Origin of the sequence: Methanococcoides sp. NM1, assembly GCF_900774285.1 — an archaeon.
In the GTDB taxonomy this organism is placed as follows: Archaea; Halobacteriota; Methanosarcinia; order Methanosarcinales; family Methanosarcinaceae; genus Methanococcoides; species Methanococcoides vulcani.
This window is the reverse complement of record NZ_CAAGTW010000005.1, coordinates 69,612-83,293: the sequence shown is the minus strand read 5'-3', so window position 1 is coordinate 83,293 and position 13,682 is coordinate 69,612. Positions and strand designations below refer to the sequence as shown.

The following is a 13,682-nucleotide window of genomic DNA, read 5'->3' as shown; positions in this document are numbered from 1 at the left end:
AGATAATTATAGGCCAATTTACATGCTGGCTCTGAAGTCAGCATCTGCCTTGTCCACTACAGCCTGCATGTCTGCTAAGAGATCCGTGTCGATTGCCTTGACCTCGTGGTTCTTCATGATGTCAACAACCTTCTCGTGTGCGACGGTTGCAAGTTCCTTGGAACCTGCTGCTTCCCAGTCTCCGAACATGTCCCTGTCAATGAGCTCTGGAGCAGATACGAGGCCGATGTGGTTCCTGGAGTCCTTGTGTGCAAGGAAGTTGTTACCGATTCCTATCTTCTGGATAGATGTTACACCAAGTGTCTCGTCTGATACTGGGACACCGCGCATTGCGGACCTTGTCATCTTAATGATATCAGCATCGATTACAAACTGCTCAAGGGAGAATGTCATACCGAGCTCGAGCATACCTCCACCGTAGATGGTGTTACATCCGGCGAATGCTGGGAGCAGGGTGGTCATTGTCTTCTCGTGACCTGCCTGTACATCTGGGACCTTGGAATCTGACTAGGTACCTGCAACATAGGATGGGAGGCCATAGAACTGACCCATCTTACCTACTGCAGCGCTGATAAGGCCGAGTTCTGGTGCACCGACCGGAGCTGTTCCTTTCCTCAGGTCGAAGGTTGTGGTTGAGCTACCGTAGAATACTGCTGCGCCTGGCTGGACGAGCTGCGCAAGTACGATACCTGAGAGAATCTCTGCGTTGTGTGTAACGAGTGTACCTGCTCTGAATACTGGAGAGGATGCACCGGACATTGCCATACTCAGGACGTTCACTGGCATACCGAAGCGTGCACCTTTAATGATGACCTGACATGCGTTGACACTGAGCTCGAGTGGGCTGGTTGGGCAGAGAAGCATGGACATGATTGGCCTCTTGCGAGCTTCCTCAGAGTCGCCACCATAGTATGCGTCGACAATTCCCTTGTAGTACTCGACGTTCTCACCGACAGGGTCGATGTGGTGGAAGTGTTTGGTAGTGCCTGCGAGAGGTGTGAGGGTCTCGTGGACATCCTGTGCTCCCTTTCCTGCCCAGTCCCTTGCGGAAACGGTAAGTGAGAAGTAGCTGAACTCATCGAGGTAGTCACAGACCTTTGCGGTATCTGTAATGTCCTGCTCAACAGAGTCGATTGTCTCGTACTTGCCTGGTGAAACGTAGTTACACATCTTGACACCGGTACCGAAAGGTATGTAGTGGACCTTACCTTTGTGTACCATGTCGACGGTCTTCTTCTTGTCACGACCATAAAGCAGGAACCTTGATGGTGCGTCAATGAGTGCCCTGTTCACAAGGAACTCTGGAATCTTTACGATCTGAGTCTTCTCATCGACTTCACAACCAGCTTCCTTGAAGATTGCCCTTGCTTCTGGGTCAGATACCTGGATACCAGGGTTAAGGAATACTTCCATTGAAGCGTAGTGGATAGCTCTCATATCATCGTCGGAGAACAACTCTAACTGTACACCCTGAAGTGGGAATCTAGCTGGGTAAAAACCTTCTACCATTTTCTTTACAACTCCTTTATTTGTTTTTTTAGTAAGGCCAGGTCACATCCTAACCGAATGATACTGACCATAATACTGACAGATCGCATCCAAAAGCAGACCATGAAGGTCATATCGCCACACAGACGAACCAATGAATGCAGTCATGCCAACATTAAATGTTTCGAAATGAAACCCTGCAAAATGTTTCATGCATGCAGCATAATGCCAATCCCGTAGGAATACATGCAGATCCATCATACAGCATTTCATATGGCGTATTGCAACATCCTGTGGAAATCCATCATTGCATCCCAGGCAAATATCTACAAGAGATCCATGCCAAAAGGATGTTTATCTGAGTCGTTCCACCATCCGTTGTCAGACACACTTTCGATTTAACTGATAGTACCTTGTTTTCAACACGCATATATATATTTACTGGTCTGGTTATCAAAAAATATATCATATACAATGTCCGGATGAGGATAATTTTCGGGAATATGAAGCCTGCTTTTTTTTTATAATACTGACAAATCAAGCATATTTGCCCGCCAATTGTATAGCACACAAATAGCCGGATTGAATTAAAAAACACAAACATGAAAGCCCGATAATAAATAAATGAAGAATATGGAAAAAATAACACAAGAAAAGTTGCCCCTAGAACTGGAATATACACATGTGCCAATTTACAGTATAATAATATTAAAGATGATCGTTGGCGTATAACACCATCTTTCAAAAGACATGTATTAGGTAAAAAAGAAAACCATTTTTGCAAAAGGCTTAAATAGCAAAAAGAAACGCCGCCCTGACTCCCGGGCGACAGAAAATAGTGCATCACAATAGAAAGGCACAGATCATTCCTTAATAGAAATGTTCTTGTAATGGATCGCAGACACCGGACAGATCGAGACACACCGCCTGCAACTGGTGCCAAGACACCTTTCACTATTATAGTTTGCAAAAAGCTTACCATCACGTTCAATCATGGTGATAGCATCCTCAGGACATTCCTCCTCACACTTGTGGCAAAGAATACACTCGGGCGCTTCCTCTTCAATAAAGATCCCAAGATCACTGACGATCTTCAAGCCTTCTTTTCCAACCTCATCAATGTCCTTTGCAACCCTCTTTTCGATCCTCGGGTTCATGAACATCTCTGGAAGCTCGGGCAGATTGTACATGCCGAGCATCTGGTTATACATATCAAGAGGCATACCCTGGGTCCAGTAGGAAAGCTCACAAACATAGATGTTAGAGAATTCATCACTTGTAGCCATCATCAGGTGATCTGCTTTGATCTTCTGTGCGATCTCGATAACCTCGTCCAACTTGGACTCATCCATTACAAGATCCCTTGCAAGAGCAACTGAAGTATTACCAAATTGCACAATATTGTGTGCGAAATTAGGACATGAACCCAACTTTCTTGCCTTGTCTGCATTTACATACGCACCGGTAGCACCGGACATATACATATTCTCAAGGTCCTTGTACTCAGTACCAGCTGCTAGCATAAGTGTCAGATGTGCAGCCCTGATAGCACCAATTGCCTTTCCTGCCTCTTCAATATCCTTCTCAGTAATTTCAATTCTATCCCCAAGTATAAGTTTACCATTTGGTATCTCAGGGATCTTTGTAATAATACCAGTTTCAATAGCCAGAGAAAGTGCAGCAATAGCACCTGTACCGGTCACACCTTTTGCAACAATTTCTGAAGATTCCTTGATCACGCCGGTAAGCGGATCTATCAAATGCCCTTTGCGCTCGTTCATAAGCCCATCGAGGATCGTGACCCTCCAGTAGTCACCTTCAACATTAACATCAGAGATAGCTCCGGGACTTGCCAGCATACCACAGCTCATACCCTGACCTTCTATTGCCGGCCCGGCTGCAGCACTTCCGGTTATGATCTTGTCACCTACTTTAATGGCCATTTCTGCATTTGTACCATAATCAGTTACCATCGAAGGGACTTCCATGTCCATGAAATCGGTCTTGATCATCATAGCCAGTGCATCTGCGCCGATCTCGTGTTTGATAGCAGGAGGCACGATCAAGGTACAATTGGGAAGATCCACGATGCCCTCGAACAATTCGCTTGCAGGAAATACCCTTGCATCACGAGAAACATTCTCAACACCAAGTTTCTTTTGTTTGTTCTCACCGGCATAGGCAAGGTCCCTGATCTCTATATTCTGGAATAAAGACAACTGAATAGGATTACCACACACAGCAAGCCTCTTGATGAGAGTAGTGTCCACATCCAGTTCATCAAATATCCTGCTAACAGTGTCCAGTATGATCTCGTGTGCAAGATCAGCACCCACCTGAATAGCAAAGTCCAGATGATCCATTACATTTCCACCAGGAAGCGGGTGCCTCATGGTAATAGCAGTCTTTAAGACTTCCTTAGCTTCCAGATCGATCAATTGAGCACGAAAACCACTTGTTCCCAGATCCAATGCAATACCATACATTTTGATTACCTCTGACTTGTAATAGTTTATTTCAGTAATAAATAGACATATGCATTAAAAAAAACAAGTTAATGATATATAAGGGCTTTGTATAAACCATGCAAAACCCCGTAACGTGTGTTAACATTCGATAACAGGAGGAAAAGAATAATACATAAAAGAAAATAAAAAAGTAAAAAAAGCAAAATTCTAAAAGAATTTAAGAGGGAATTAATTACTCACATTCGCACTCAATGTCGAACCCAAGAAGAAAGCTCCCAGTACCATGTTCGCTTTCAAGACCCATCAGTTCCTTCAAATACTCATCCGTTGGCGGAGAAGGTGATGCCAGGGTCGCATTGCAGACATGAGGTAACTCTTCGATCTCGTTACAGGGTTTGGAAGGCAATACCACAACGAGAGGCTCGGACTTACTATTAAGAGATGTCAGTACCGATTTATCATATATTACAATATTCCCGATCACAAGGGAATCACTGCTTTGTTCCAGTGACTTTATTTTGTCCGCATCATCAATGTCCTCACCAACAACCTTGTCATCATGCATAAGGATCACATTAGGCCCACATGGCCACTTATACTCCATTGTTGTCTGGAAAGGTATAATGACATCACGCTGAAGAACGGTCTTTACACCTTTATTGTCACCCCTGCCAAGTCCCATCAAGGTCATTTGGTCTGCTTTTTCCTCAAGTTGAGCTATGGTCTTACGGTCCTCCTCATTAAGTACCAGTGTTTTACCAACACCGACCATACATTCTAATCCGTCTCGTACCGTTTTGATAATCTCATCTTTTTCCATGACAATCCCTATACCTGCTTGTAGGTTCAAATTAACATGATCACAGAGGCAATTTGAAGAGATACAATAGCGAAATTACCTATTCCACTTTGCTTATATAAGTATATCGAATACACTTTAAAAAATCAAAGTGATTAGACGTAACAAAATTAAGTGAAGAAAAATAATTGAGTATTTCGATAAACCTATATTTTCAGGTAATCGCTTAATGTATGAATTATAAGCAACTGCTTGAATTTTAGGGTTAATCGAAATCCTCAATTGAAAACACAAAGCATAAAATGATTTCAAATTGATCGAGATGTCCCGGTTTTGCACATGCCTCACAAACCCCTTATATACAAAGTTTACCATAGTAGATAATAGCCCATCGAAATGACGATAAATATTGCTTTTAATTGCTTTCATTACCCATATAGAGGATCAACATGACAGACATCACAGTGAATTCAAGAATTTGTGGTTTTACACACAAAATACACGGAACCAAGGACGGGAAGAACGTTAAAGTAAAGATAGAAACCCAATGTCCAAAGGTCAAGAACATTTCCGAGCTTGAAGTGCCAATGATGCAGCTCTTTGGGATCAAAGAGAATATTGTCACTGCTAAAGCACAGGAAGGAAACTGTTGCGCAACATGCCTGGTACCATGCGGAGTTCTCCATGTATGCAACCTTGAACTGGGACTTATCTCCGAAAAACTTGCAAAAAATGTAGGCGATCTTAGCATCGAGTTCGAGTGATCCGTAAACGATCGATATAATACGCTCCGACCGACATTATCAAAATAAAAATAATGTTATGAGATCGGCTTAATGATGCCGATCTTTGGCTCATAACATTGTCCTTTTGAAAGCAAAGACCTGACTGCTGAATCCACTGCTTTTTCATTTATATTGCGGGAATTTGCAACTGAAAGGAGGTTCATATACTCCACACCTTTCCCCTCATCAAGCTCTTCCAGCAATTCCATTACGACAACATCCAGGTCTTTATCGCCATCTGCAGAAGATGCAAGGTCAATGGAAACAATACACTTTTTAACTACGGACCTCAGCTCATTCAGATAATCAGCATCAGTACCATAATTATCAATGGCCAGGCAGATGCCCTCCGATAAATTCGATGGAATAACCATATTTTCCATGCAACTGCACGAATTAGGATCATTTTCGCATAAGGACAACATTTTTGAAAAAGTATCCACCCTGTCAAGAGTCAGTTCTGCAGTATCAATTACCCAGCAGTTGCGCATACCTTCATCGGCCAGATGGATCTCTTCGGGCCTCAGGGATATGATCGGACTTCCGGGATCCGGCTTATATACACGCACCTTCCCCACTACGGAAACGAATGCAGGAGTTTCAACAGACGAGAGGAATATAGCTGCTTGTAGCTGATACTGGCCGGCATATATTGTAAAAGCACCTGAGGGATCAACCACACGGGCTTTCCATGTATCCGTGTCAGTGCCTACATTATCGACCTCCGTGATAACACCAACAATGAAAACACGATTAACCATTGTTCCTACTGGAGTAAGAAGGTAATTTGGAGTATGGCCCTCTGAATTTATCGCCTCGTCGATAGTAGAATGTATTGTAGAACTTGAATCGTTCAACTCTTTTGCAAATATCCTGTGTGCAATTTCACGCTCCACCATAAAGATCACTCCACCCCTTCAAGTCGCTCCAGAAGAGCTGATACCCGCTTATCAAGATCTTCAGACGGAACCCACACTGATTTTGCTACGAATGTAACACCATACTCGATCTTCGAAGTATTCCCACGCACACCGAGATAACGCCCCGTAAGGATACTTTTCATATCGTCATAAACAACATTTGCAGACATTGCCTTACCCATAAGAGACTCAGACTCCTGAAGTGTTTTACCATAAACGATCTCGGAAAGTTCCCGATTCAGCATAACAAGAAGAGAACCAGTCCCATCATCGAGGATGAGCTTGATACGCATGTCCTGAATCCCTTCTACCACACCATGTGAGCGACAGGTGTTCTTCATGATGACACGATTACATTCCGGGCAGCGGGCGATCACGCCGGAACCCGGACGTACAGAAACAATGTTCCCTTCCACAGATACATCGAACATACCTTCGTTTTGTAAAACTTCTCCTATAGGCAATGGTGTTGGGGGCAGGTTCACTGATACAAAAGTGAAAGGCAGGTGTTCATCAGGCTCTACAATATGAACTGAGGTCGATTCATTCAGATGTATGGAAGGTACACCCCTATACATGCTAACCGATGCATCCTCGAAACGCAATATGGTGCCGATATCAACACCATCGAGAAGAGACCATGAAACAAAAGGCAAGCGACTGGTCTCATCAGCCATTACACCTTCTATAATAGTAAGATCTTTTCCTTTTACATTAACATCCCTGTGATATAGTTCAATGACTGCCGCCACTGAACTTATGAACATATCCGAATAGCCAACCTCATCCAGTTTTTTAACAGGGGTTACTGAAAGTTCTGAGATATCAGGAAGATATGTTTCCTCAAGAAGTTCCACTTCCGAGCGATCCCCTATACTAACTTCCGCCCTGTTATGCCAGGCCCTTACAGTGGCATTCCGGATCCTAATAGCATCCCCGGGATTCAGTGAGATCGGTTTCCATGATGTGAAAGAGCATAATCCGGTCTCATCAGCAAGTGCACCGGAAAAGATAGTAGCAGTATCACCGCGTAAATTAACATTCTTTTCATTGATATTAAGAATACGAACCTCAAGAGCTATTCCTTTGTCACCGATGGCAAGATATTTTACCTTTTTTGATACCAGAGAATCGTTTTGGAATTTCTTAAGAATAGATCTCTTTGCTTCATCTATAGGTACACGGTACTTTAGCAACAGTTCCAGTTCATCTTCTATAGTTGATCTGCTTATATTTCCTAGCGCCTTTGTTAGCTCTTCAATATGAGGCGCAAATTTCTTGTCCATGCTGTCTTCCCTCACGTATGAGATGTTTACATAATCTAAGCTATACACACATAAATAAGATATACCTGCATCATTAGAAAGTGAGATTTTTAAAAAAATACATTTCTGTAGCTTTTTCAGAGCATACAAACATATTTATAGATTTTTGACTAAATTAAGGCTATAAATACAATTAATTAAATATAGAAGAGATAAAAGAGGTTGAATAAAATGCCCATACTACCATTAGCTTCTGTAGAACGTTTAATTCGCAGCGCAGACTCAGAAAGGGTCAGCGAATCTGCAGCATCTGCCCTTTTAGAGATACTGGAAGATTACGGTGTAAAAATATCAAAGGAAGCTATAATCTATGCAAACCATGCAGGAAGAAAAACTGTAAAGGCTGAAGATATAAAGCTTGCCTATGACATGCTCACAAAGCCCCGTGACTAATGTCATATTCCTTTTTTAATTTAACAGGTCAATAGCACCCATTCCTGCAAGGGTCAACAACGTTACCACAATACCTGAGATCATAACACCTGCTGCGATCGCCATCATGGCATGCCTGAACTTTATACCAAACACAAAAGCAGCTGCACAGCCAGTCCATGCACCTGTAACCGGTAATGGAATTGCCACGAACAGCGTAAGTGCGAGTGTGCCATAGCGTTCCATATTCTGAGAATGCTTTTGACGGGTCCTTGTAAAAAGCCAGGTGAAGAAAGAATCCCCTATCCTGAACTGTCTGAGGAAAGAAGATACAGGATCCAAAAAAAGTAAAAGAGGGATCACCGGGAGCATATTTCCTACAATTGCAAGCAAATAGGCATCTATCGGATCAATGCCATAGATCCCGATAGCAATAGGGATCGCACCACGAAGCTCTGAGACCGGCAATGCACTGAGAACTACCGTTGCCAGCCATGAGGGAACGCTTACGAGTGCATCCAGCAATTGCTCTTCGAATGGCATTGCCTTATTGCTCCTTTGTCAGCGCAAAATGTGCCAGTAAAGCATCAAGCTGTATTCTTTCGTTAGCACCTTCGGTAAGCCTGAAATCAACTTCCCCTATCATATCCATAAGATCAACCATACGCTGGCCGGATACTTCCATGTCAAAGATAGCGCGATATATCTGCCCGACGACATCTTCTCCTGAAAGACCTTTTTCCAGCATCAAAGTATCAAGTTTCTTGCGTGCCAGTACAAAATTGCCGGATAGTGCAGTCTTGAGGAGTTCCATGATATCTTCCGGGTGAGCTGTTGCAGTTATCCTGTATATAGCATCCTTGTGGATCGTCTTATCAAAAAGAGCTGCTGCCTGAAGTGCATTTATTGCTTTTCTCATGTCACCCTGGGCAACATACTTCAATGCTTCCATACCATCATCGGCAATTGAAAGACCTTCCTTTTCTGCAATATGCCCGCACCTTTCAGCTACAGAATCTTCAGTAAGGTGGCGGAATCGGTAAACAGCACATCTTGACTGGATAGGTTCGATTATCTTTGAAGAGTAATTGCAGGACAGGATAAAGCGACAGTTACTGGTATAGCGTTCCATTGTACGGCGCAGTGCAGACTGTGCATCGGATGTCAAAGCATCTGCTTCATCAAGGAAAATTATCTTGAAATCGGCACCTCCAATAGGAGATGTCTTCGCGAAGTTCTTTATCTTCGTTCTCACAACATCGATACCGCGCTCATCTGACGCATTGAGTTCCGTGAAGTTCTCGCGCCAGCCATCCCCGAACAATTCCCTTGCAATGGACACAGCAGTTGCGGTCTTTCCAACCCCAGGAGGACCTGAGAACAACAAGTGAGGAAGATTACCGCTCTTTACGTATGAGATCAGCCTTTCTGTAGTTTCCTTTTGACCCACAATGTCTTCAAGCTTAAAAGGCCTGTATTTCTCGATCCATATCTCTTCTTTTATTTCGAACCCTCCAGTCATAACTGATAATCTATGATATCGATGCAGGAAGAATAAGGTTGATTTTACTTTTTAATCTTTCGTGACGTGACAGGAAAAAGAAAATGGAATATAAGGGTCATGTTTCCCGGATACATGATCCCTTAAGGATGAGAACGGAATGATCCGGACTCACTTATATACATAGTTGTAAGCGATCTTGCCGATCACCGGAACCTTGACCTTTGATCCCCTCCAGGCAATGAACATGAAAGAAAGCCAGATGAAGAGAGAAAAGAATCCTCCGAAATCAGCAAGCAACCAGCCGACGTATGGAATCCATGCGACCAGGAAGACGATCGCTGTCAGGATCATAAAGACCATTGCTGACTGGATTGCGTGGAAACGAACAAACTTGTTCTCTTTCTCAATAAAGAGGAAAAGAACACCAGTCATCCAGAATCCCAGATAGCACAATATCCCTACAATGTTCTCATTAAGTCCAATGGAAGTCTTGTATGTCATATAATCACTCCACTCCTTACTTTATTTCAATGCATTTCTGCGGGCATTTCTCAACACAGATCCCACAGGCAGTACATTTATCCTGATCGATCTCTGCAAGAAACTTCGTTACTGTGATAGCGTCTTCCGGACAGTTCTTCTCACATATCTTACAGCCGATACATCCGACTTCACAGACTGCCTTTACAGCCTTACCTTTGTCATGAGAATTACACTGGACATGAACCTTCTCGGAATCCTTTGCGAACATGAGCACCTCGTTGGGACATGCCTCAATACAAAGACCACAGCTTTTACAGAGGTTCTTGTTCACAATAGGAAGACGGTCCTCGCCGATCGTAATAGCATCGAACGGGCATGCACGCACACATGTTCCGCGACCCATACATCCGTAATTACAGCCCTTCTCACCGTCAGAGAGCATGATCACAGCAGTACAATCCTCGATACCTACGTAATCGAACCTGTCAACACAGTGGATGCCACCATTACACCTGAGGTATGGATACTCTTTCTCTGCCTCTGAAACTTCCTGTCCGAGAATTCCACCGATCTCCTTTACAGTCTCAAACCCTCCTACAGGACAGCCGTCAAGAGGAGCATTCTCATTCACAACACGTTCTGCAAAGTCTGCACATCCTGCAAACCCACAGGCACCACAGTTAGCACCTGGAAGAACCTCTACGACCTCTTCAACAAGAGGATTGGTCTCCACTTTGAACAACTTTGATGCTGCGATCAGCATGATACCGATCACAAGACCAAGCCCACCAAGTGTTGCCATTGCCTGGATAAGTAAAGTGGCCAGGCTCATAATGGGATCACTCCGAAGTAGTTAACAAATGCCATTGAGAGCATTGTTGCGATGAAGAAAGCCTGAGGAAGACCACGAACCGAAGACGGAACACTAACAAGAGTACTACGCTCCCTGATACCGGACATCATTAACATGACTATGGCGTAACCGATACCTGCTGCAACTCCGAACACAACACTCTGTATGAAAGAGTATTCATTCAGGACATTGAGCAACACAACACCAAGAACTGCACAATTGGTTGTAATAAGCGGGAGATAGATACCAAGTGAACGGTATAATGAAGGAACATTCTTCCTGACAACGAACTCCACGAGCTGTACAAGAGCTGCGATCACTACAATGAAACTGATCAGGCTAAGGAACTCGAGCTTTAACGGTATCAATACGAAAGCGTATATGAGATAGGATACAGTTGCGGCCAGTGCCATTACAAAAATAACAGCACCTGACATTCCTGCAGCGCTCTTTGTATCCTTGGTAACACCCACGAATGAACAGAGACCAAGGAACTGGATGATCAGGAAGTTCTTTATGAACACACCATCCATGAAAATCTGGAAAAGACTGACATCAGCTGCCATTTTAGCCACCTCTTGCGAGCTTCTTTGCTCTTCTATAATTGACTATTGCCATCAAAACACCTATTGTAAGGAAAGCCCCTGGTGACAGAATCATGAAAGTGATTGGATTAATAGGGATCTGGATGATCTGCACACCAAAGGTCACGATCTGACCTGTTCCCAGAAGTTCCCTGATACCTCCAATAAGCACAAGAACAAGAAGGAAACCAGTTGATGAACCCAATGCATCAATGAGCGAATCGAACATGTTGTTCTTATTAGCATATGCCTCTGCACGTCCGATGATGATACAGTTGACAACAATAAGAGGAATGAAGACACCCAATGCCGCATACATTGGCGGGAAATAAGCTTTCATTACCATCTCTACGATCGAAACGAACGTTGCTATTATCAAAATAAATATTGGCAATCTCACAGAAGCAGGGATCTGCTTCCTCAGACCTGAGACCATCAGGTTGGAACAGATAAGTACGAAAGCTGTTCCGGCCGACATACCAATAGCATTTTCAATAGACGTGGTAACTGCCAATGTAGGACAAAGACCCAATACCAGACCAAATATAGGGTTATCTTTTGTAATTCCACGAATAAATTCACTTAAAGCATTCATAATATCACCTTTTAAGCCTCTGCTCCCTGTATCACTTCAACCTGGGAACTCAGGGCATCTACTACTGCCTGAGATGATATCGTGGCACCGGTAATAGAATCAATTGCGCCACCAGACTTTGACAAACTCAGGTCTGCTACTTTCACGTTCTTGAACTGATCCTTGAAAGCTGGTTCAGTGATCTTGGAACCTAATCCGGGAGTTTCGGAGTGGGACATGACACTCATTCCACTTATCTCATTAAATGAAGCATCAACACCACCTGCAATTACCAATAATCCCTGTGCTCCGGCTTGTTCCCTGAAGAACGCATATCCGATAAGATTGCCGGAACTATCTTTTGCACGGTAGTATAATATTTCCCTGTCACCCTCATCATTAATGATCTCATCACCGTACACTGCCTCAAAATCTGCTGCCTGAGGCATTAGCTCAGCAAGCGTTACAGTTCTCGCTTCTTCATAGTTCTTCTTTAATTGTTCACTTGTAGGCACATATGTTATAGCCAGAAGTGCTGAAGCGATCACCGAGATCAGAACCAGCTTACCTATGATAACTATTACATCCTTGTTTGAATCAGTCATCTAATAACACCTCCAGACGGTCCTTGAAAGGGACCTTTGAAAGGATACGCTTGTACTTGCGCTGCAGATAGGTCTCTGAACCATAAGATCCCGGAAGTGTGTTGTTATCGATCAATGCTGAAACACAGTTTGCAAGGAACAGACCATAGAAGGTCGCATCAATGTAATTTGCAAAATGGCCATATACTACGACCAGAACACCACAAACGATCCCGTAGATCACACGACCGTTCTTTGTTACAGGAGAAGTTGAAGTGTCGGTTGCCAGGAACAGTACTCCAAACAGGACAACACCAAGAATAACGTATGATAAACTGTCACCCAACAGCACTGCAAGCAAAATTGTGGTCACGAAGAAGGAAACTGGAATTCTCCATTCCACATACCGAAGTAATATGAGTATGCAACCTGCCAGCAACAATGCAAGCGGAGATACTCCTGCCATTACACCTGCACCGGTTTCCAGTACCAGATCGGACAAAGCCGTCGTCTGCGGATAGGATGCCGGAGCCATTATTGAACCCCATGCAAGACTAAGGAATACCCATGCAGCAAGGACCGGGTTGAACACATAGGACCCGATTCCACCAAAAGCATGCTTGCCAATTCCGATCGCAAAGACAGAACCGATCATCGGCATCCACAATGGAACTTCCGGCGGGACCACCATCGCGATCATTAAACCGATCAGAACGGCGCTTCCGTCTGCAATTGTTATCTTCTGATCAAATGCTTTCTGTATTGCGACCTCTGTCACAACTGCTGCCAGAATGCTCGCAATGACTATTCCTAGTGCAGGAAGGCCAAATAGATATACAGACAGCAGGACCACAGGCATAAGAGCAATTATCTTAGCCAGGGTCAGCTTGTTAAAAGTAATAGATTCTTTCTTGTGAGGGGGAGCTGAAATCGTAAATGTCAT

General features: G+C 43.6%; 14 protein-coding genes and 1 pseudogene. 2 read left to right on the top strand and 13 right to left on the bottom strand.

What is annotated here, in order from left to right:
• Nucleotides 1-18: 18 nt before the first annotated feature.
• The 3 genes and pseudogenes from mttB to E7X56_RS06330 all read right to left on the bottom strand — a co-directional run bounded on the left by mttB (nucleotide 19) and on the right by E7X56_RS06330 (nucleotide 4,776).
• A pseudogene (gene mttB / locus E7X56_RS06340) lies at nucleotides 19-1,509 on the bottom strand ([trimethylamine--corrinoid protein] Co-methyltransferase).
• An 842-nt stretch (nucleotides 1,510-2,351) separates the two neighbouring features.
• Nucleotides 2,352-3,974, bottom strand: a complete 1,623-nt coding sequence (locus E7X56_RS06335; protein WP_135605936.1) for a methylamine methyltransferase corrinoid protein reductive activase — start codon at nucleotides 3,972-3,974, stop codon at nucleotides 2,352-2,354.
• A gap of 214 nt (nucleotides 3,975-4,188) precedes the next feature.
• Nucleotides 4,189-4,776, bottom strand: a complete 588-nt coding sequence (locus E7X56_RS06330) for a hypothetical protein (protein ID WP_135605934.1) — start codon at nucleotides 4,774-4,776, stop codon at nucleotides 4,189-4,191.
• A 428-nt stretch (nucleotides 4,777-5,204) separates the two neighbouring features.
• Here E7X56_RS06330 and E7X56_RS06325 point away from each other — a divergent pair, with 428 nt between their 5' ends.
• Nucleotides 5,205-5,519 carry a DUF6951 family protein gene (locus E7X56_RS06325; protein WP_135605932.1) on the top strand — a complete coding sequence of 105 codons (315 nt, stop codon included), beginning with the start codon at nucleotides 5,205-5,207 and terminating at the stop codon, nucleotides 5,517-5,519.
• A 56-nt stretch (nucleotides 5,520-5,575) separates the two neighbouring features.
• Here the strand turns inward: E7X56_RS06325 and E7X56_RS06320 are convergent, their stop codons facing one another.
• Nucleotides 5,576-6,439, bottom strand: coding sequence for an RPA family protein (locus tag E7X56_RS06320; protein ID WP_135605930.1), 864 nt, complete (start codon nucleotides 6,437-6,439; stop codon nucleotides 5,576-5,578).
• Between the two features lie 5 nt (nucleotides 6,440-6,444).
• Nucleotides 6,445-7,746, bottom strand: coding sequence for a Single-stranded DNA binding protein (locus tag E7X56_RS06315; RefSeq protein ID WP_135605928.1), 1,302 nt, complete (start codon nucleotides 7,744-7,746; stop codon nucleotides 6,445-6,447).
• A gap of 210 nt (nucleotides 7,747-7,956) precedes the next feature.
• Between E7X56_RS06315 and E7X56_RS06310 the strand changes: the two genes are divergently transcribed.
• Nucleotides 7,957-8,178, top strand: a complete 222-nt coding sequence (locus E7X56_RS06310; protein ID WP_135605926.1) for a histone family protein — start codon at nucleotides 7,957-7,959, stop codon at nucleotides 8,176-8,178.
• A 15-nt stretch (nucleotides 8,179-8,193) separates the two neighbouring features.
• Here E7X56_RS06310 and E7X56_RS06305 read toward each other — a convergent pair whose 3' ends face one another.
• The 8 genes from E7X56_RS06305 to rnfD all read right to left on the bottom strand — a co-directional run bounded on the left by E7X56_RS06305 (nucleotide 8,194) and on the right by rnfD (nucleotide 13,682).
• The gene (locus E7X56_RS06305; protein WP_135605924.1) at nucleotides 8,194-8,700 is read right to left on the bottom strand and encodes a small multi-drug export protein; all 507 of its coding nucleotides are present in this window, start codon (nucleotides 8,698-8,700) and stop codon (nucleotides 8,194-8,196) included.
• 4 nt (nucleotides 8,701-8,704) lie between these two features.
• Entirely contained in the window at nucleotides 8,705-9,679 is a 975-nt protein-coding gene (locus E7X56_RS06300) for a replication factor C small subunit (RefSeq protein ID WP_135605922.1), read from the bottom strand.
• 150 nt (nucleotides 9,680-9,829) lie between these two features.
• On the bottom strand, nucleotides 9,830-10,162 hold the full coding sequence (locus E7X56_RS06295; RefSeq protein WP_135605920.1) for a DUF4870 domain-containing protein: 333 nt from the start codon (nucleotides 10,160-10,162) through the stop codon (nucleotides 9,830-9,832).
• A gap of 16 nt (nucleotides 10,163-10,178) precedes the next feature.
• Nucleotides 10,179-10,976, bottom strand: coding sequence for an Rnf electron transport complex subunit RnfB (gene rnfB / locus E7X56_RS06290; protein ID WP_135605918.1), 798 nt, complete (start codon nucleotides 10,974-10,976; stop codon nucleotides 10,179-10,181).
• Nucleotides 10,973-11,563, bottom strand: coding sequence for an Rnf electron transport complex subunit RnfA (gene rnfA / locus E7X56_RS06285; RefSeq protein WP_135605916.1), 591 nt, complete (start codon nucleotides 11,561-11,563; stop codon nucleotides 10,973-10,975). The genes rnfB and rnfA overlap by 4 nt, the downstream gene beginning before the upstream one ends.
• 1 nt (nucleotide 11,564) lies before the next feature.
• Complete coding sequence (gene rnfE / locus E7X56_RS06280; RefSeq protein WP_135605914.1) at nucleotides 11,565-12,176, bottom strand: Rnf electron transport complex subunit RnfE; 612 nt, start codon at nucleotides 12,174-12,176, stop codon at nucleotides 11,565-11,567.
• Nucleotides 12,177-12,187: 11 nt separating this feature from the next.
• Nucleotides 12,188-12,760 (bottom strand): Rnf electron transport complex subunit RnfG, encoded by a 573-nt coding sequence (gene rnfG, locus E7X56_RS06275; protein WP_135605912.1) that lies wholly within the window; start codon nucleotides 12,758-12,760, stop codon nucleotides 12,188-12,190.
• Nucleotides 12,753-13,682: an Rnf electron transport complex subunit RnfD gene (rnfD, locus tag E7X56_RS06270; RefSeq protein WP_135605910.1), complete on the bottom strand. Its 930-nt coding sequence runs from the start codon at nucleotides 13,680-13,682 to the stop codon at nucleotides 12,753-12,755. The genes rnfG and rnfD overlap by 8 nt, the downstream gene beginning before the upstream one ends.